Source organism: Sphingomonas sp. GW821-FHT10F09 (genome assembly GCF_058809195.1).
Genome location: NZ_JBXASI010000001.1, coordinates 577215 through 594542, shown reverse-complemented (window position 1 = coordinate 594542; position 17328 = coordinate 577215). Strand labels below are relative to the sequence as shown.

At 69.1% G+C, this 17328-nt stretch carries 18 protein-coding genes and 1 tRNA gene; 12 read left to right on the top strand and 7 right to left on the bottom strand.

Annotated elements, in window-relative coordinates; genetic code table 11:
- Nucleotides 1-27 precede the first annotated feature (27 nt).
- From AC1RTO_RS02825 to AC1RTO_RS02815, 3 genes are read left to right on the top strand one after another with little or no spacing between them, the layout of a single operon-like run.
- Entirely contained in the window at nt 28-603 is a 576-nt protein-coding gene (locus tag AC1RTO_RS02825) for a DUF1285 domain-containing protein (RefSeq protein WP_493160312.1), read from the top strand.
- Nucleotides 600-1196: a CoA pyrophosphatase gene (locus AC1RTO_RS02820; RefSeq protein WP_493159416.1), complete on the top strand. Its 597-nt coding sequence runs from the start codon at nt 600-602 to the stop codon at nt 1194-1196. The genes AC1RTO_RS02825 and AC1RTO_RS02820 overlap by 4 nt, the downstream gene beginning before the upstream one ends.
- Nucleotides 1187-2413 carry a CCA tRNA nucleotidyltransferase gene (locus tag AC1RTO_RS02815; RefSeq protein WP_493159415.1) on the top strand — a complete coding sequence of 409 codons (1227 nt, stop codon included), beginning with the start codon at nt 1187-1189 and terminating at the stop codon, nt 2411-2413. Before AC1RTO_RS02820 ends, AC1RTO_RS02815 begins: the two co-directional genes overlap by 10 nt.
- On the opposite strand, the gene AC1RTO_RS02810 is transcribed toward AC1RTO_RS02815, so the two are convergent.
- The 3 genes from AC1RTO_RS02810 to AC1RTO_RS02800 form a co-directional block, all read right to left on the bottom strand.
- Nucleotides 2329-4023, bottom strand: a complete 1695-nt coding sequence (locus tag AC1RTO_RS02810; RefSeq protein ID WP_493159414.1) for a putative bifunctional diguanylate cyclase/phosphodiesterase — start codon at nt 4021-4023, stop codon at nt 2329-2331. The genes AC1RTO_RS02815 and AC1RTO_RS02810 overlap by 85 nt on opposite strands.
- A gap of 95 nt (nt 4024-4118) precedes the next feature.
- Nucleotides 4119-6371: a DNA topoisomerase IV subunit A gene (gene parC, locus AC1RTO_RS02805; protein ID WP_493159413.1), complete on the bottom strand. Its 2253-nt coding sequence runs from the start codon at nt 6369-6371 to the stop codon at nt 4119-4121.
- Nucleotides 6372-6383: 12 nt separating this feature from the next.
- Nucleotides 6384-7574, bottom strand: a complete 1191-nt coding sequence (locus AC1RTO_RS02800; RefSeq protein ID WP_493159412.1) for a glycosyltransferase — start codon at nt 7572-7574, stop codon at nt 6384-6386.
- A gap of 121 nt (nt 7575-7695) precedes the next feature.
- On the opposite strand from AC1RTO_RS02800, the gene AC1RTO_RS02795 reads away from it, so the two are divergent.
- The 4 genes from AC1RTO_RS02795 to AC1RTO_RS02780 all read left to right on the top strand — a co-directional run bounded on the left by AC1RTO_RS02795 (nt 7696) and on the right by AC1RTO_RS02780 (nt 11074).
- Nucleotides 7696-8526, top strand: coding sequence for an alpha/beta hydrolase (locus AC1RTO_RS02795; RefSeq protein ID WP_493159411.1), 831 nt, complete (start codon nt 7696-7698; stop codon nt 8524-8526).
- Nucleotides 8523-9737: a kynureninase gene (kynU, locus tag AC1RTO_RS02790; protein WP_493159410.1), complete on the top strand. Its 1215-nt coding sequence runs from the start codon at nt 8523-8525 to the stop codon at nt 9735-9737. The genes AC1RTO_RS02795 and kynU overlap by 4 nt, the downstream gene beginning before the upstream one ends.
- Nucleotides 9738-9868: 131 nt before the next feature.
- Entirely contained in the window at nt 9869-10318 is a 450-nt protein-coding gene (locus AC1RTO_RS02785) for a hypothetical protein (protein WP_493159409.1), read from the top strand.
- Between the two features lie 12 nt (nt 10319-10330).
- The gene (locus AC1RTO_RS02780; protein WP_493159408.1) at nt 10331-11074 is read left to right on the top strand and encodes a TorF family putative porin; all 744 of its coding nucleotides are present in this window, start codon (nt 10331-10333) and stop codon (nt 11072-11074) included.
- A gap of 15 nt (nt 11075-11089) precedes the next feature.
- Here the strand turns inward: AC1RTO_RS02780 and AC1RTO_RS02775 are convergent, their stop codons facing one another.
- Nucleotides 11090-11791: a DUF2490 domain-containing protein gene (locus AC1RTO_RS02775; RefSeq protein ID WP_493159407.1), complete on the bottom strand. Its 702-nt coding sequence runs from the start codon at nt 11789-11791 to the stop codon at nt 11090-11092.
- A gap of 115 nt (nt 11792-11906) precedes the next feature.
- On the opposite strand from AC1RTO_RS02775, the gene AC1RTO_RS02770 reads away from it, so the two are divergent.
- The 4 genes from AC1RTO_RS02770 (at nt 11907) to purQ (ending at nt 14563) form a co-directional block, all read left to right on the top strand.
- The gene (locus AC1RTO_RS02770) at nt 11907-12743 is read left to right on the top strand and encodes a hypothetical protein (RefSeq protein ID WP_493159406.1); all 837 of its coding nucleotides are present in this window, start codon (nt 11907-11909) and stop codon (nt 12741-12743) included.
- A 110-nt stretch (nt 12744-12853) separates the two neighbouring features.
- Nucleotides 12854-13633, top strand: coding sequence for a phosphoribosylaminoimidazolesuccinocarboxamide synthase (gene purC / locus AC1RTO_RS02765; protein ID WP_493159405.1), 780 nt, complete (start codon nt 12854-12856; stop codon nt 13631-13633).
- Between the two features lie 29 nt (nt 13634-13662).
- Nucleotides 13663-13893 (top strand): phosphoribosylformylglycinamidine synthase subunit PurS, encoded by a 231-nt coding sequence (gene purS, locus AC1RTO_RS02760; protein WP_293877774.1) that lies wholly within the window; start codon nt 13663-13665, stop codon nt 13891-13893.
- A 1-nt stretch (nt 13894) separates the two neighbouring features.
- Nucleotides 13895-14563 carry a phosphoribosylformylglycinamidine synthase subunit PurQ gene (gene purQ / locus AC1RTO_RS02755; protein WP_493159404.1) on the top strand — a complete coding sequence of 223 codons (669 nt, stop codon included), beginning with the start codon at nt 13895-13897 and terminating at the stop codon, nt 14561-14563.
- 236 nt (nt 14564-14799) lie between these two features.
- Here the strand turns inward: purQ and AC1RTO_RS02750 are convergent, their stop codons facing one another.
- Entirely contained in the window at nt 14800-15543 is a 744-nt protein-coding gene (locus AC1RTO_RS02750; RefSeq protein WP_493159403.1) for a queuosine precursor transporter, read from the bottom strand.
- Between the two features lie 58 nt (nt 15544-15601).
- Here AC1RTO_RS02750 and AC1RTO_RS02745 point away from each other — a divergent pair.
- Nucleotides 15602-15678: transfer RNA gene (locus AC1RTO_RS02745), tRNA-Arg, on the top strand.
- A gap of 693 nt (nt 15679-16371) precedes the next feature.
- Here AC1RTO_RS02745 and AC1RTO_RS02740 read toward each other — a convergent pair.
- Together AC1RTO_RS02740 and AC1RTO_RS02735 are read right to left on the bottom strand one after the other, a co-directional pair.
- Nucleotides 16372-16944, bottom strand: a complete 573-nt coding sequence (locus AC1RTO_RS02740) for a PaaI family thioesterase (RefSeq protein ID WP_493159402.1) — start codon at nt 16942-16944, stop codon at nt 16372-16374.
- Entirely contained in the window at nt 16944-17255 is a 312-nt protein-coding gene (locus AC1RTO_RS02735) for a hypothetical protein (protein WP_493159401.1), read from the bottom strand. Before AC1RTO_RS02735 ends, AC1RTO_RS02740 begins: the two co-directional genes overlap by 1 nt.
- Nucleotides 17256-17328 lie beyond the last annotated feature (73 nt).

Sequence of the window (17328 nt, the reverse complement as noted above, 5' to 3'; positions counted from 1 at the left end):
CACAATCCCTACCTCGCCCCGATGCCGATGGAGGACCTGCCCGACCTCGCGACGCTCAGCCTGGCCGAGATCGCGACCCTGACCGAACAGCGGCGCCTGCCGCCGGTCGAGCAATGGAACCCGACGCATTGCGGCGACAGCGAGATGCGGATCGCGCGCGACGGCACCTGGTATCACCAGGGGTCGCCGATCGGGCGTCAGGCGATGGTGCGGCTGTTCTCGACGATCCTGCGCCGCGAGGCGGATGGCCGCTATGTCCTCGTCACCCCGGTCGAGAAGCTCGACATCGCGGTCGAGGATGTGCCGTTCGTCGCGGTCGAGATGAAGGCCGAGGGCGAAGGCGCCGCCGCCCGCCTCGCCTTCCGGCTCAACACCGGCGATCTCGTTACCGCCGGCCCCGACCATCCGTTGCGCTTCGCCGAGGGCGAGGACGGCCCGCGCCCCTATCTCCACGTCCGCGGCGGGCTGGAAGCGCTGGTCGCGCGTGCGGTCTATTACGACCTTGCCGAACGCGCCCTCGCTGACGATGCGGCGCGCCCCGGCGTGTGGAGCGACGGCGCCTTCTTCGCGCTGGAACCCGCCCCATCGGAACCCACTGCATGAACCTGGTCGAACGGCTGGGCGAGGCTCTGGATCGTGGCCGCGCGACGCGCCCGGTGCTGCTGACCGGCGACCATCGCGAGCTGGAGGTGCGCGACGAGGCCGATCTGACCCCCGCCGCGGTGCTGGTCGCGGTGACCGATCGCGCGCGCCCCGGCGTCCTGCTGACCCAGCGGACCGAGACGTTGCGCAACCATGCCGGGCAGGTCGCCTTTCCCGGCGGCCGGATCGACCCCGGCGAAACCGCGATCGCCGCGGCGCTGCGCGAGGCGGACGAGGAGATCGCGCTGCCGCCCTCCGCGGTGATGCTGGTCGGCGAGGTCGACCGCTATCGCACCGTCACTGGCTTTACGGTGACGCCGGTGCTCGGCGTGATCCCGCCCGACCTGACGCTGGTCCCCAGCGAGGCGGAGGTGGCGAGCGTGTTCGAGGTGCCGCTCGATTTCCTGCTCGATCCCGCCAACCAGATCGAGGCGAGCGCGCAGTGGCAGGGCCGCACGCGCCATTATTACGAGATCCGCTGGGCCGATCGCCGCATCTGGGGCGCCACCGCGGCGATGATCGTCAACCTGTCGCGGCAGCTCGCATGGGCCTGACGCTGCCGCTCGACCGGATCGCCCCGCGCGCGGGCTTCGCCGCTCTGATCGCCGCGCTCGGCGGGGCGGAACAGACGCGGCTGGTCGGCGGGGTGGTGCGCGACACGTTGCTCGGGTTCGATCCCGCCGATATCGATCTCGCCACCCGGCTGCTGCCGGAGGTGGTGCTCGATCGCCTGAAGAGTGCGGGCATCCGCGCGGTGCCGACCGGCCTCGCGCACGGCACCGTCACCGCGATCCTGCCCGACGGCCCGATCGAGGTGACGACGCTGCGCCGCGACGTGTCGACCGATGGCCGCCATGCGATCGTCGCCTTCACCGATGCATGGGAGGAGGATGGCGCCCGCCGCGACTTCACGATGAACGCGCTCTACGCCGATCCGGAGACGGGCGCGGTGTTCGACGCCTTCGGTGGCCTCGACGATCTCGGCGCCGGCCGCGTCCGCTTCATCGGCGACGCCTATCGCCGCATCGCCGAGGACCATCTGCGCATCCTGCGCTTCTTCCGCTTCCACGCCCGCTTCGGCGCGGCGGACCAGTCCGCGATCGACCCGGAGGGCCTTGCCGCCTGCGCTGCGCGCGCCAACGACCTGATGGCCTTGTCGCGCGAGCGCATCGCTGCCGAACTGCTCAAGCTGCTGGTCGCGCGGCACGCGGTGCCGGTGATCGCGCTGATGATCGAACACGGCATCTTCCGCGCCGTCCTACCCGAGATCACCGATGCCGGGACGCTGGCGACGCTCGCCGCGCGCGAGGCGGCGGCCGGCATCCCCCCCGACGCGATCCGCCGCCTCGCCGCGTTATTGCCGGCCGATGCCGCAGACGGCGTCGGCGCACGGCTCAAGCTGTCGAATGCGGATCGCAAGCGGCTGATCGCCGCGACGCAGGGTGCGGGCGACGAAGGGCCGCGCGCGCTCGCCTATCGCGCCGGCCTTGCCAGCGCGACCGACCGGCTGCTGCTCGCCGGCGCCGATACCGCCGCGCTGGCCGGCTGGAGGCCCCCCGCCCTGCCGATCGGTGGCGGCGCGCTGGTGCAGCGCGGGCTGCGCAAGGGGCCGGAAGTCGCGCGCGTGTTGCGCGGCATCGAGGATCGCTGGATCGCCGAGGGCTTCCCCGACGCCCCCCGCGTCGATCAGCTCGCCGACGAAGCGGTCGCCGCCGCCCTTGCCGCCGCGATCATCGACAGCGCCGCGTCGGCCTCGAGCGGCCGCGCGTAGAGATAACCCTGGCCGTAGGTGCAGCCGAGCGCCGCCAGCGTCTGCGCCAGTTCGTTGCTCTCGATCCCCTCGGCGGTGGTCCGCATGCCCAGCGCCTGCGCCAGGCTCAGGATCGCGCGCACGATCGCGATCTTGTCGCGGTCGGCGAGCATGCCCGACACGAAGCTGCGGTCGATCTTCAGGATGTCGATCGGCAGCTTCTGCAGATAGGCGAGGTTCGAATAGCCGGTGCCGAAATCGTCCATCGCCAGACTGGTGCCGAGCGCCTTCAGCGCATGCATGATCCCGGCGATGCGATCGGGATCGCTGACGATCGCGCTCTCGGTCAGTTCGAGGTTGAACCGGTTGCCCGCCAGATCGTGGCGGATCAGCGCCGCCTCGACCACCGGCGCGATATCGTCGCGCTGCATCTGGATCGCCGACAGATTGACCGCGACGCGCATCCCGCAATCGCCGCCGCACATGTCGTCCCACCAGCGCAGCGTCCGCGCCGCCTCGTCCATCGCCCAGCGGCCCAGCGGCACGATCAGGCCGGATTCCTCGGCGACCGGGATGAAGTCGCCCGGATCGTGTTCGACGCCATTCTGGTCGCGCCAGCGCGCCAGCGCCTCGAACGACACGATCGATCCGCTCGACAGGTCGCAGATCGGCTGGAACGCCAGCCGCAGCTGCCGCTCCTCGATCGCCCGGCGCAGCGCAGTCTCCATCGCGAACTGTTCGCGCGCGATCGTGAACGCCTGCGTCTGGTAGCTTTCGACGTGGCGCCCGGTCTTGGCGCGCTTGACCGCGAACTGGGCGTTGCGGATCAGTTCCTCGACGTCCTCGATCGCATCGTCGCCCTGCGCGATGCCGATCGAACATTCGACGCCGATCTCGTAATCGCTCAGCCGGAACGGCGCGGAGAGCGCGCGCTGGATGCGCTCGGCGAGCCGGGCCGCCTCCTCGGCATCGTCGTCCACCGCCATCAGGATGCCGAATTCGTCGCCGCCGATCCGCGCCAGCGCATCGCGGGCGCGCAGCACGCCCTTGATCCGGCGCGCGACGGTGATGAGCAGTTCGTCGCCCGCCAGCCCGCCCAGACAGGCGTTGAGCCGCCCGAACCGGTCGATGTCGATGACCAGCACGGCATGGCGGCTGCGGTCCGCCTGCACCGCCTCGATCATGTCGCTGAAGCCTTCGCGGTTGGGCAGGCCGGTCAGGCTGTCGGTCGTCATCTCGCGGCGCAGCGAGCGTTCGGTGTGGACCTGCGCGGTCAGGTCGATGAAGGCGATCTGGCAGCGGTCGCGCAGCGCCGGCGTCGGGCGCGCCAGCGTGACGCGATAGTAACGCGAATCGATCACCTGCCCGATCGACCAGTCGAAATCGCTGCGCATGTCGGTCGAGCGCAGGAAGGCGTCGATGCGGCTGCTGAGCAGCGCGAGCATCGGCGACCGGTCGGCGATCACGCCCAGCCCGGCGAGGCGATAGGCACGATTTACCGCCAGAAAATCGAATCCCGTCCCCTCGCGCACCACCTGCACGGTCGGGATCGGGATCAGCTCCAGGTCCCGCGCGAACAGTTCCAGCTCGGCAAGCGGCAGGGAAACCAGATCGGGCGAGGCAATGGCCATGCCGACCTGCCTAGGCGGTGAACGTTAAGAGCCGCTGAAAATTCTCGCAAATTGGGTCGTAACCCGACGTAATCGGCGCATCGGGGTGCGTGCGCTCAGCCGCCGAAGCGATTGTCGCGCGGGAATCCGGTCGGAGGCGTCCGCCCCGCGGCGCCGCGCGCGGTCCGCCACAGCGACAGGTCGCTCTCGGTCCGGGTGCGCCCGGTGTCACCCCCCATCGGCCAGCTCATCCCGTCGGCGAAGACGAACGTCGTCGCATCCGACAGACTGCCCTCGCGGAAGCGCTGGATCTGCACCCCCTGCCCGCGCGTCATCACCGGCAGCTCGGCGATCGGGAAGACCAGGAACTTGCGGTTGTCGCCGATCGCGGCGACGTAATCCGCATTGGGCGCGACCGGCCGCACGATCAGCAGCTTCGACCCGACGCGCGGCGTCATCACCGTCTTGCCCTTGCGCGTCTCCGCGATCACGTCCGCCACCGGCACGCGGAACCCGCGCCCGTCGGTCGCCGCGATCAGCAATTGCTCCTGCGCGCGCGCGTTGAGGAAGGCGGTGACGCCGACCGATCCGTCGAGGTCGATCATCGCGCGCACCGGCTCGCCAAAACCGCGTCCGCCCGGCAATTTGTCCGCCGCCAGCGTATAGAAGCGCCCGTTCTCCGCCGCGAGCAGCAGCTTGTCGGTGGTCTGCGCGTGAAAGGCGAAGGCGGGGCCGTCGCCTTCCTTGAACTTCAGCGTCTCCGCCGACGACAGGTCGGAATGGCCCTTCATCGCGCGGATCCAGCCGCGCTGCGACAGGATCACCGTGATCGGCTCGCGCTCGATCATCGCCTCCAGCGGAATGTCGCGGGTCGGCGCCGCCTCCTCGATCGTCGTCCGCCGCGCGCCGAGCAGCGTCTCGGGGCCGTAGCGGTCGCGCACCTTCTTGAGGTCGCGCTTCATCCGCCGCTTCTGCTTGCCCGGATCGGCGAGCAACGCCTCCAGCTCGCCGCGCTCCTTGTCGAGCTTGTCGCGTTCGCCGCGGATCTCGAACTCCTCCAGTCGCCGCAGGCTGCGCAGCCGCATGTTGAGGATCGCCTCCGCCTGCCGGTCGGTCAGGCTGAATTCGGCGATCATCACCTGCTTGGGCTCGTCCTCGGTACGGATGATCTCGATCACCCGGTCGAGGTTGAGATAGGCGACCAGATAGCCGTCGAGCAGCTCGATCCGGTCGGCGATCTTGCCCAGCCGGTGCCGCGTCCGCCGGTCGAGCACGACGAACTGGTGCTCGACCCACGCCTTCAGTGCGCCGCCCAGCGACATCACCCGCGGCGTGCGGTCCTTGTCGAGCACGTTGAGGTTGAGGCTGACCCGCGTCTCCAGATCGGAGAAGCGGAAGAGCCCGTCCATCAGCACCTGCGGATCGACGGTGCGGCTGCGCGGTTCGAGCACGATCCGCACCTCGGCATCGGATTCGTCGCGCACGTCGGCGAGGATCGGGAATTTGCGATCGTTGATGAGGCCGGCGATCTGCTCGATCAGCTTGCCCTTCTGCACCCCGTACGGGATCTGGCTGACCACGACCTGCCAGCCGCCGCCCTTCTCGCGCTCGATCCCCCAGCGGGCGCGCACCCGGAAGCTGCCACGCCCGGTCGCGTAGCTTTCCGCGATCACCGCCGGCGGATCGACCACCAGCCCGCCGGTGGGGAAATCCGGCCCCTTGACGTAGTCGAGCACCGCGGTGTCGGGCGCGTCCGGCTTGTCGACCAGCATGATCGCCGCATCGAGCAGCTCGGCGGCATTGTGCGGCGGGATGCTGGTCGCCATGCCGACCGCGATGCCGCTGGCGCCGTTGGCGAGCAGATTGGGGAACAGGCCGGGGAACAGCTCCGGCTCCTGCTCCTCGCCATTGTAGGTCGGACGATAGGATACGGCATCCTCGTCCAGCCCGTCCATCAGGTCGATCGCGACCTGCGTCAGCCGCGCCTCGGTGTAGCGATAGGCCGCGGCATTATCGCCGTCGATATTGCCGAAATTGCCCTGTCCGTCGACCAAGGGATAGCGCAGCGCGAAATCCTGCGCGAGGCGGACCATCGCGTCATAGACCGACTGGTCGCCGTGCGGATGGTATTTGCCGATGACGTCGCCGACGACGCGCGCGCACTTCTTGTAGCCCTGCGACGGATCGAGCTTCAGCAGCCGCATCGCCCACAGCAGGCGGCGGTGGACGGGCTTCAGGCCATCGCGCACGTCCGGCAGCGATCGCGCGGTGATCGTCGACAGCGCATAGACCAGATAACGGTCGGACAGAGCGGTATCGAACGGCGCATCGAGTATGCCGATCGGCGGTTCCTGAAAGTCGGTGGCCATATCGGGAACACCCTAGGCGGCGGGGCGGGAAACGGCAACGTCCCCCACCGCGTCCGCCAGCAGCGCGCGATGCTGGCGTCCGGTCTCGCGCCAGTCGTAGCGTTCGGCATAGGCCCGCGTCGCCGCCCGGTCGGGCAAGGCGGCCAGCAGATGCGCGATCGCATCGCGGATCGCCGCCGCCGAGCGGTCGGCGCTCAGCACCCCGGCCTGCGGCACCTTGACCACCTCGGGCGATCCCCACACCGGCGTCGCCACCACCGGCGTCCCGCACGCCAGCGCCTCCAGCAGCACGTTGGCGATCCCCTCGCGATCCGCGGCGTTCACGACGATATCCGCCGCGCCGTACAGATCGGGCAGCCGCGGCTGGTCGACATGCCCCAGGAAGCGCACCCGCTCCGCCACGCCCAGCGTTGCGGCGAGCGCCCGCAACGCACCCTCGCGCGGCCCGTCGCCGGCGATCATCAGCACTACGCCCGGCAGGTCCGCGACCGCACGGATCGCCAGATCATGCCCCTTGCGATCGATCAGATGCCCGACCGACAGGATCGCGGGCCCCTCGATCCCCAGCGACCGCCGCAATGCGTCGCGATCCGCCGGCGGGCGGAACAGCGTCAGGTCGACGCCATGCTCGACCACGCACACCCGGTCCGCCGCCGCGCCCAGCACCAGCAGTTCGTCGCGCAGCGCGCCGCATACCGTCGTCACCGCCGCCGCCCGGCCAACCGCCGACAGGATCATCGCCCGCGTGGCGTGATGCTGCGGGATCAGGCTGACGTCGGTCCCCAGTGCGGTCATCAGATACGGCCGGCCGAACGCGCGCGCGAGCAGCCCCGCCGCGACCCCGTCCGGATACAGGTAATAGCTGTCGATCGCGTCGAAATCGAATGTCTGCCGCAGCCGCGCGATATGCGGATAGAGCGCCGCCGCCATCAGCCACGGCGCCGCCGTCATCCCGACCTTCGGCACCACCGGATAGCGCGGATGGGTCACCGCGATCCCGCGCCGCACCGCGCTTTGCGGCGCCCGCGCGAAGGCGGCATAGCGGCCGAAGGCGGCATGCGCGCTCGGAAACCACGGCACCGGTGCCACCACCCGTATCTCGTCCCCCGGCGCGGCGAGATGCGCGACGCGATGTTCGATGAAGATGCCGTGCCGCGGCTGCGCATCATTGGGGTACAGGCTGGACAGCGCCAGGATCTTCATCGCCGCCCCCGTGTTGACCTCGTGTGACGAACCACCGCCTAGCCGCCCCATCCTTAACAACCCGCCTTGCGCCGGGAAGCCGTGGATCGCCGCCGCGACATCGGCTAGCCGGGCGATGCCGATGACCGACTATCTCACCTGGCCCGACCTCACCGCCCGCCCGCGCGGAACACCGGACGCGACCATCGCCTATGGCGCCGACCCGCTCCAGCGCATTGACCTGTGGCGTCCCGCCGGCGACGGCCCGCATCCGGTCGTGCTGATGGTCCATGGCGGCTGCTGGCAGACCGGGATCGCCGACCGCCGGCTGATGGACTGGGTCGCCGCCGACCTGCGGAACCATGGCGTTGCGGTGTGGAACATCGACTATCGCGGCGTCGACCGCGAGGGCGGCGGCTATCCCGGCACCTTCCGCGATGCCGCCGCCGCCGCCGACGGGCTGCGTGCGGAGGCCGATGCGCATGGCCTCGACCTCGCGCGCATGGTCGCGGTCGGCCATTCCGCGGGCGGGCATCTCGCGCTCTGGCTCGCCGCGCGCCACCGTTTGCCCGCGGACAGTCCGCTCCGGGATGCCGACCCGCTGCCGGTGCGCCATGTCGTCGTGCTCGGCGGCCTGCCCGATCTGGAGGCGGTCGCCGCCAGTCCCGACAACGGCTGCGGCACCGATGTGATCGCCCGGCTCGTCGGCGACCGCCCCGCGCCCTTCGCCGATACGTCGATCCCGCCGCTGCTGCCGATCGGCGCGGTGCAGACGCTCGTCGCCGGGCGTGAGGACCGGATCGTCCCCTATCGCATGGCCACCGACTATGTCGCCCGTGCCACCGCCGCCGGCGACACCGCGCAGCTCCACACCGTGCCCGACACGGGCCATGTCGAGCTGATCGCCCCCGGCACGCCCGCCTGGACGCAGGCACGCACCCTCATCCTCGCCGCCCTCGAAAGCACCATATGACTCGCGACGACGCCCGCGCCCTCGACGCCGCCGACTCGCTCGCGCCCCTTCGCGACTGGTTCGAGCTGCCCGCCGGGGTGATCTATCTCGACGGCAATTCGCTCGGCGCCCTTCCCCGCGCCGTTCCCGCCGCGCTCGCCGATGCGGCGACGCGCCAATGGGGCGAGCGGCTGATCCGCAGCTGGAACGAGGGCTGGATCGACGCGCCGCAGCGCCTCGGCGCCAGGATCGCCCCGCTGATCGGCGCCGCGCCCGACGAGGTGATCGTCGGCGACACCACCTCGACGCATCTCTTCAAGGCGATCGTCGCCGCGCTCCGCCACGATCCCGCCCGCCGCACCGTCGTCAGCGAGGCCGGCAACTTCCCCACCGACCTGCACATCGCAGAAGGCGCGGTCGCCTGCGTCCCCGGCGCACGGCTCAGGGTGGTCGATCGCGCCGCCCTTGCCGGGGCGCTCGACGACGACACCGCACTGCTGCTGCTCACCCACGTCCATTACAAGACGGCCGAGCGTTTCGACCTTTCCGCATGGACCGCCCGCGCCCATGCCGCCGGTGCGCTGATGCTCTGGGACTTCAGCCACAGCGTCGGCGCGGTCGCGCTCGACGTCACCGCCGCGCAGGCGGACCTCGCGGTCGGCTGCACCTACAAATATCTCAACGGCGGCCCCGGCGCGCCCGCCTTCCTCTACGTCGCGCGCCGTCATCAGGAGGCGCTCGCCAACCCGGTGAGCGGCTGGATGGGCCATGCCGAACCCTTCGCCTTCCAGGACGGCTATCGCCCCGCCCCGGGCATGAAGCGCTGGCTGGTCGGCACCCCGTCGATCCTCGCCATGGCCAGCCTGGAGGCCGCGCTCGACCTGTGGACCGGGATCGACATGGCGACCATCGCCAACAAGAGCGCCGCGCTGTTCGACATCCTCGCACAGGCGGGCGCTGCCGCCGGCCTGCCCTGCGTCAGCCCCGCCGACCCGGCGCGCCGCGGCAGCCACATCAGCTTCCGCGCGGACTATGCCTACGAACTGACGCAGGCGCTGATCGCCCGCGGCGTCATCGGCGATTTCCGCGCCCCCGACGTCCTCCGCCTCGGCCTGACCCCGCTCTACCTCAGCCACGAGGACGTCTGGCAGGCCGGCGAACAGCTGCGCGACATCGTCGCCACCGAGGCATGGCGCGATCCCCGGTTCGCGACGCGCAACGCGGTGACCTGAACGCGGCATTACATTGTATTGCGCGGCGACCGGACGGCAACCAACCCTGGCCCACCGTCATTGTATCGACAGGATCGATAACGATCGCAGGAGCCGGTCGGCAGGACCGGACGCAGCAGAGGAGAGGAACGATGGCCTATCTCTTGACCGCCGGCCTGATGCTGGGCGCCGCGGGTGCGGCGCTCGGCATGACCGTCGATCATCAGAGCCGGCTGGATCACCATAGCGGTCCGGTCGCGACCCATTATCGCGGCACGGTCGCGGTGTCGCACAAACAGGTCGGCGCGGTGGCACCCGCCGGCAAGGGCTCGACGCTGCGCTGCGACTGGGCCGCATCGATGGTCGTCGATCGCCGCGCCGCCACCGCCTCCGGCGCCACCATGACCCGCCAGATCGAAAGCAGGCCGATCGTATCGGGCACACGCGCCGGCTGGTGCGTCACCAATCGCGCCGCAATCGCCCGGGAGGTCGCCGATCGTACGGCGGACATGCAGGACCATCTGATCGATCTGGCCCGCGAGGACCATGAGACGCTCCGCAGCGAACTCGACCGCATCCATGGCGCCGTCCGCGCCGGCTGATCGGATGGTGGCATGACGAAAGGCCGGCGGATGGCGGCCATCGCGGGTGTGCTTGCCTGCACCCTGCCGGCGTCCGTCCACGCGCAACGTGCGCCCGCCGCGACAGTCGAGGCGGGTAGCGACGAGGTGCGGCGCGGCCTCAGCTGGACGGCCGGCCGCGCCGCCGCCAGTGCGGAGGGACAGATCTCCGCCGGGCCGATCGACGGATCGGCGCGCGTCGTCACCACGCGCGGCAGCCCGCGTCACGACGGCGCCGACGCGGTCGTCGACCTCGCGCTGTCGACCGGTTGGGATCTTGGCGCGGTACGCCTTCGGGCGGAGGCCGCCAGCCACCTGTTTGCCGGCGCGCGCAGCGGCATGGACTATCACGAAGTCGGGATCTCGGCCGGGTACGGCATCGGCCCGCTCTACGCGACGGTCGGCACGATGGTCGCGCCGTCGCAACGCGCGATCGGCGGCAGCAACGTCTATCTCTATGCCGCCGCCAACGCCGGCATTCCCGGCACGCCGTTCACCCTGCTGACACGGCTGGGTCGCTCGTCGGGCGATGTCGACCACGTCGCCCGCGCGCAGCGTCTTCGCCCCGGTGGCCCCTACGTCGACTGGCGCCTGGGGATCGAGCATCGACGCAATGCCCTGACCCTGGGGCTGGACTATACCGGCACGGATGTCGATCGGGACGGGCCGTCGAACCGCCTCGCCGATTTCGCCCACAGCGGCGACCGGCTGGTCGGACGCGTCCAGTTCGCCTTCTGACCGCCGCCGACGCGCTCAGTCGTGCAGATGCGGGAACAGCACGCCGCGGATGTTGATCGTCAGCTGCAGGTTCAGCGCATGGTCCATCTGCGCGCGCGATCCCGACCGGCCGAAACGATACTGGTTGAGATAGCCGATATCCGCCACCATCCGCGGCCCGATCGGCAGCATCAGCCCGACGATGTTGCGCATCCGCTCATAGCCGCTGCGCTGCCCCCAGCGCGTCGTGTTGGGCAGGAAGAAGCTTTCGTGGCTGACGAACAGCGCCGTCGTCTTCCCCGCGTGCAGCCGGTGGTTGTAGCGGACGAGCGGCCGGATGCGGAACCCGACCTCGTCGCCGCGCGGGTTGACGCGTTCGTCGATCCGGAATCGCGTCGTGAACGCGCCGAACGTGCCCACCACCTGCTGGCGGAACCGGTTCTCGTTCGCGGCCGTGTTGCCGTTGTGCGCGCCGACCTTGCGATAGCCGAGCCCCAGTTCGATCCCCTTCGCCGCCTTCGCCCCCAGCAGCACGCCGAACTCGGTCTGGTACAGCCCGTCCTGCCGGTCGCTGAACCGCGCGATCTGCTCCAGCGTGACGCGGACGTCCTCGGTCACCGGCACGTTGGTGTTGATCTGCGTCCAGAACTGCTCGTCCTGCTGCTGCGCCCACGCGGGCACGGCCAGCACGCACGCCGGCAACAGGCCCGACAGCCACAGGTAACGAAGCAGCAACATCACCGCCGGTTAGTCGGCCGCAGCGCGCTTGTCATCGGTTTGTCACCCGCCGACGCCGCTTGACCGCATTTCCCAGTCCGTCGATGGTATATCGGACATCCGGGGAGGGACCATCATGCGCAGCATCGCCGCCGCCGTCAGCACCGCCGTTCTGGCGCTCGCGGGGTGCAGCAAGGCACCCGATGGCAGCGACCCCGGCCCGACGCTGGGCAACGCCAGCACCGCCGGCCTCGCCTTCTCCTATGCCTACAGCCTGACGCTGCCCGCCCGGGCGATCGACGAACTGCAGGAAGCGCATGCCGCCGCCTGCGAGGCGCTGGGGCCGGAGCGCTGCCGGATCACCGGCATCGCCTATGACGTCGATGCCGCCGGCGACGTGTCCGCCAGCCTGTCCGCCAACGTTGCCGCGCCGATCGCGCGCCGGTTCGGCCGCGACGCCGTCGATGCCGCGGAACGGGCCGGCGCGACGCTGACCGGGGCGCATATCGGCGGCACCGAAGCCGCGCAGGAGGTGCGGGTCGCCACCGGCCAGTCGGACGACGCCGGTGCCGACCTTGCCCGCATCGACCGCGAACTCGCCCGGTCGGACCTGCCGGCGGCCGAACGCGCCGAATTGCAGGCGCAGCGATCGGGTCGCCTTGCCGACCAGCGGATCGCGGCCGCCACCCGCAGTGGTGCGCGCGCCAGCATCGTCACCGCCCCGGTTCGCTTCACCTATGCCACCGGACGCGGCTCCGGCTTCGTCAACCGGTTGCGCGATTCGGGCGACACCGCCCTCGCATCCGCCGCCGCGACGCTCGGCGCCGCGCTGTGGCTGCTCGCCGCGCTAGGCCCGCCCTTCCTCGGCCTGCTCGTGCTGATCCTGCTCTGGATCCGCTTCGGCCGCCCGCTCTGGTACCGGCTGATCGCCGTCGGCGACCGTGACCTGCCGCCGCCGCCGGGGTCGAGTTGACGCCACCGCATTGCACCCCCGCCCCCCATCCCTTATAGGCCCGCCCATTCCGGCCCCGGCTCGCGGATCACCCGCGCCGCCGGGGCTGCTCTTTTCCAGGGGACATGCGCATGGCTCGGCGCCGCCAGATCTACGAAGGCAAGGCCAAGATCCTGTACGAGGGTCCCGAACCCGGCACGCTGATCCAGTATTTCAAGGACGACGCCACCGCCTTCAACGCCCAGAAAAAGGGCACGATCAACGGCAAGGGCGTGCTCAACAACCGGATTTCCGAGCATATCTTCACGATGCTCGACGCGATCGGCGTGCCGACGCACTTCATCCGCCGCCTCAACATGCGCGAGCAGCTGATCCGTCAGGTCGAGATCGTGCCGATCGAGGTCGTGGTGCGCAACATCGCCGCCGGTTCGCTGTCGAAGCGGCTCGGGATCGAGGAAGGCACCAAGCTGCCGCGTACGATCATCGAATATTATTACAAGGACGATGCGCTCGGTGATCCGATGATCACCGACGAACATATCGCCGCCTTCGGCTGGGCGAGCCAGGAGGAGATGCACGACATCGCCGACCTCGCGATCCGGGTGAACGATTTCCTGTCCGGCCTGTTCGCCGGCGTCGGCATCAAGCTCGTCGACTTCAAGCTCGAATTCGGTCGCATCTGGGACAATGACTACGGCCGCATCATCCTCGCGGACGAGATCAGCCCCGACGGCTGCCGCCTGTGGGACATGGAAACCAACGAGAAGATGGACAAGGACCGCTTCCGTCGCGATCTCGGCGGCGAGGCGGAGGCCTATCAGGAGGTCGCGCGTCGTCTCGGCCTGATGCCGGAGGGCGAGGACAGCGCCGTGCTCGACCTCGACAGCCATCGCAAACGGCGTGGCAAGTAAACTCGGGCAAGTGAACTGGGATAAATGAGATGAAGCTGCGTATCTTCGTGACGTTGAAGCCCGGCGTGCTCGACCCGCAGGGCCGCGCCATCCACCATGCGCTCGGCAGCCTCGGCTTCGCGGGCGTCGACGACGTCCGCGCCGGCAAGGTGTTCGAACTGGAGGTCGCCGACGCCACCACCGACGAGGCGATCGACGGCATGTGCCGCCAGCTGCTCGCCAACACCGTGATCGAAAACTATCGCGTGGAGCGGATCTGAGATGAAAACCGCGGTCATCGTCTTTCCGGGTTCCAATTGCGACCGCGACCTCGCCGTCGCGCTGGAGGCGGTGACCGGCGTCGCGCCGGCGATGGTCTGGCACGGCGACACCGCGCTGCCCGACGGCATCGGCGTCGTCGCCGTCCCCGGCGGCTTCTCCTACGGCGATTACCTGCGCTCGGGCGCGATCGCCGCACGGTCGCCGATCATGCAGGCGGTCGTCGAACAGGCCGGTCGCGGCCTGCCCGTGCTCGGCGTCTGCAACGGCTTCCAGGTGCTGACCGAGGCCGGGCTGCTGCCCGGCGCGCTGATGCGCAACGCCGGGCTGAACTTCGTCTGCCGCGACGTCGCACTCCGGATCGACAATGCGCAATCGACCTTCACCAGCCGCTACGACGCCGGTGAGACGATCCGCGTCCCCGTCGCGCACCACGACGGCAACTACTTCGCCGATGCCGACACGCTCGACCGGCTCGAGGGCGACGGCCGCGTCGCCTTCCGCTATGACGAACCGGTCAACGGCTCCGCCCGCGACATCGCCGGCATCCTCAACGCGACCGGCAACGTGCTCGGCATGATGCCCCACCCCGAACGCAAGATCGAAACCGCCCATGGCGGCACCGACGGCCGCCGCCTGTTCGAAGGCGTGCTGGAGACGATCGGGGCGTAACGCCCCTTCCCTGCCCCGGCGGGACAGGGAAAGCATCGCGCAGCATGGGATGGGTACGAGGGCATAGCCAACCCGTTGCATGCGCTCGTCAAACCGCCCCGCTGTCCTACACGCCGCGAGCCGTGCTAGCCGCTGCACGAGCGGGCGGCTCTTTTCCATCGTCGACCATCATCGCACGAACGGAAACGGTGGAAGGTTTCGGTTTCCGCTCAGGTGTCCATGTCGGTCGGCCGCGCTCACACCCGCGTCGCAAACGGCGTGAAATCAGTGCCATGGTCGAACACATCGACCCCTTCGGCACGCTTCAGCGCGCCGACGACGATATAGGTCACCGGCGTCAACAGCACCTCCCACGTCACCTTCAGCGCCCATTGCGTCAGCATCACGGTGACGACCAGCCCCGGCGTGAAGCCTTCCGCGCCCAGGAAGGCGAGCGGGTAGAAGATCAGGCTGTCGACGCCTTCGCCCAGCACCGTCGACCCGATCGTCCGCATCCACAGATGCCGCCCCGCGGTGCGCACCTTCATCCGCGCCATGACGTAGGAATTGACGAACTCACCCGCCCAGAAGGCGCAGACGCTTGCCAGCACGATCCGCGGCACCTGGCCGAAGATCGTCGCATAGGCCGCCTGATTGCCCCAGCTCGGCGCCGGCGGCAGCGCGACGACCACCCAGCTCATGAACGCCATGAACACCACCGCCGCGGTGCCGGCCCAGATCACCCGCCGGGCGCGGGTATAGCCATAGACCTCGGTCAGCACGTCGCCGATCACATAGCTGATCGGAAAGAACAGGATGCCCGCCCCGAACGGCCACGGCCCGATCCCCGGCAGCACGATCTGCGCGACCTTGCCCGCCCCGATCACGTTCGACAGCAGCAGGATCGCGACGAATGCCGCCATCACGAAATCGTAATAGCGGAACGCCCCGCCCCCGATCGCGCCGGCATCGACCGCGCGCCCGTCCCCCGTTTTGCTCATGCCCGGACTATATGGCGGTTCCAGTCCGGCGCAAACCGCGCTAACCGGTCCTTCGCGCGCGCCCGTAGTTCAACTGGATAGAGCACGAGCCTTCTAAGCTTGGAGTTGCAGGTTCGAATCCTGCCGGGCGCGCCAATCCCTTGTCCTTCAGCGGTAAGCCTGCGCCGATTTTTCATAACCCTGCCTCTTCCAGGCCGTGGTGCCGCCGCTACTCGCACCCGTTTACAAGCGGAGGCCACCTTTTGGCGACGCGGTCGCGCGAAGTGCAATCGCTACTCAAGTACGTCGTAGATTCGACGCAATTTTCCTTCATCGATACCGCCTACGATGTTCGGGCACGCAGAGGCGATCCGCGTAGCCTTAAACACAAGCGAGTTGCAGCGTACTTGGCCAAGACACCGCAGCATACCTTGGGACAGGTAGGATCGGGCTATAGGTAGTGTCATTGCTCGCTGAGTTTCTAGCTTGGAGATTAGAAGCATGACTGGCCGAATTGACCAGCACGTAAATTTTCAACCTCAAGACGATGCCTTGGACGAAGCCCTCGAAGAGACGTTTCCAGCGAGCGATCCTATTTCGCTTAGCCGACCGGTGACCGAACAAGGTGATCGCGCGGCCTCCCCAGAGGGCAACCACGATTGAACGCAAACCGGCGGTCGTTTCTGTGGAAGCGGCGTGCTCGCGCTTATACCGACTGTAAAATGCGCGCCTCTAGCCGCTGGCCATAGCCGTTCTGATCTCGCCACTCTTCCGCTGGCGGCGTGGGATCGCCTGCCGAACGGACGGGCCCGTGGGCGAGCGCCCGCCGCCAGCGCACGAGTGGATAATCTAGACCGCTGGCGCTGGTCGCGTATTCAGTATCGAGAAGTTGCCGACGGCATGAACCGTCAGTGCACCGTGGCGGTCGACCACCTCCCCCGAGACGTAGACGGTGCGACGACCGACGTTCAGCACACGCCCCGTAGCCGTCACGGGCGTGTTCCGGGCGTCTATCGGTCGAATGTAGGTCAGCGTGAGGTCCAGGGTCACTACCGCGCTTCCGACCGGCAGCATGGTGTGCGCTGCAGCTCCCATCGCCGTGTCGAGCATCGTCGCGGCGACTCCGCCATGGAGCATGCGCAACGTGTTCTCGAGCGAGGCCTCGTAATCGAGCCTCATCGCGATCTCGCCCGGTTCGGCGACGACGCATCGGAAGCCGATCGCTCGGGCCATCGGCGGGGCTGGCAGCGTCCCATCGCGTATTCCCCGCATGACCTCCAGCCCCGACAGCCCAGCCGTCAGCGGACCAGCCATGGCCGCATCATGCCATTGAACGGTCCGCTCGCGGAGCGCGTCGACTGGAATGGGGAACTCGACGAACGGCACCGGCCGGGCACCTTCGTCCTCGCCGGTCGACGACATCAGCGCGCCTCCAGCCACCCTTTGGCCTCCTGGACCTCCGCTCTTCCGTGCCGGCGATCGTAGAGGCACAGATAGCTACCCTTCACCCCTCGCAGACCTTTTTGCGGAAACTCGCCGGTTACGAGCACCGCGACCTGCCCGGTGCTGTCGCTGAACACGAGGGGAGCCGACGTGGACGGACGGAGAAGTCGGCTCTCGGCGGAGCAGCGCGCCTTGGCCTCGGCTGCGAGCTTGGACCAGGCACTGGCCGAAGAAGCATTCCCGGTGCTCGGCATCAGCAGCAGGAGGGGGAGCAGCGCGCGCTTGATCATCAGGTTCGTCCTTCCGGGATGCGGTCCTTCATAGAACAGCCTTCTCCTCCTCCGCTGAAGATCGCGACAGCCC

Bases quoted from the DNA above. Each gene is read 5' to 3' on its own strand.
- AC1RTO_RS02820 (WP_493159416.1), top strand. From the start codon at position 600: ATGAACCTGGTCGAACGGCTGGGCGAGGCTCTGGATCGTGGCCGCGCG.
- kynU (WP_493159410.1), top strand. From the start codon at position 8,523: ATGACTCGCGACGACGCCCGCGCCCTCGACGCCGCCGACTCGCTCGCG.
- AC1RTO_RS02775 (WP_493159407.1), bottom strand. From the start codon at position 11,791: ATGTTGCTGCTTCGTTACCTGTGGCTGTCGGGCCTGTTGCCGGCGTGC.
- purS (WP_293877774.1), top strand. From the start codon at position 13,663: ATGAAGCTGCGTATCTTCGTGACGTTGAAGCCCGGCGTGCTCGACCCG.
- purC (WP_493159405.1), top strand. From the start codon at position 12,854: ATGGCTCGGCGCCGCCAGATCTACGAAGGCAAGGCCAAGATCCTGTAC.
- AC1RTO_RS02815 (WP_493159415.1), top strand. From the start codon at position 1,187: ATGGGCCTGACGCTGCCGCTCGACCGGATCGCCCCGCGCGCGGGCTTC.
- AC1RTO_RS02780 (WP_493159408.1), top strand. From the start codon at position 10,331: ATGACGAAAGGCCGGCGGATGGCGGCCATCGCGGGTGTGCTTGCCTGC.
- AC1RTO_RS02810 (WP_493159414.1), bottom strand. From the start codon at position 4,023: ATGGCCATTGCCTCGCCCGATCTGGTTTCCCTGCCGCTTGCCGAGCTG.
- AC1RTO_RS02825 (WP_493160312.1), top strand. From the start codon at position 28: ATGGAGGACCTGCCCGACCTCGCGACGCTCAGCCTGGCCGAGATCGCG.
- AC1RTO_RS02735 (WP_493159401.1), bottom strand. From the start codon at position 17,255: ATGATCAAGCGCGCGCTGCTCCCCCTCCTGCTGCTGATGCCGAGCACC.
- AC1RTO_RS02740 (WP_493159402.1), bottom strand. From the start codon at position 16,944: ATGTCGTCGACCGGCGAGGACGAAGGTGCCCGGCCGGTGCCGTTCGTC.
- AC1RTO_RS02750 (WP_493159403.1), bottom strand. From the start codon at position 15,543: ATGAGCAAAACGGGGGACGGGCGCGCGGTCGATGCCGGCGCGATCGGG.
- AC1RTO_RS02800 (WP_493159412.1), bottom strand. From the start codon at position 7,574: ATGAAGATCCTGGCGCTGTCCAGCCTGTACCCCAATGATGCGCAGCCG.
- AC1RTO_RS02785 (WP_493159409.1), top strand. From the start codon at position 9,869: ATGGCCTATCTCTTGACCGCCGGCCTGATGCTGGGCGCCGCGGGTGCG.
- AC1RTO_RS02770 (WP_493159406.1), top strand. From the start codon at position 11,907: ATGCGCAGCATCGCCGCCGCCGTCAGCACCGCCGTTCTGGCGCTCGCG.
- AC1RTO_RS02795 (WP_493159411.1), top strand. From the start codon at position 7,696: ATGACCGACTATCTCACCTGGCCCGACCTCACCGCCCGCCCGCGCGGA.
- purQ (WP_493159404.1), top strand. From the start codon at position 13,895: ATGAAAACCGCGGTCATCGTCTTTCCGGGTTCCAATTGCGACCGCGAC.
- parC (WP_493159413.1), bottom strand. From the start codon at position 6,371: ATGGCCACCGACTTTCAGGAACCGCCGATCGGCATACTCGATGCGCCG.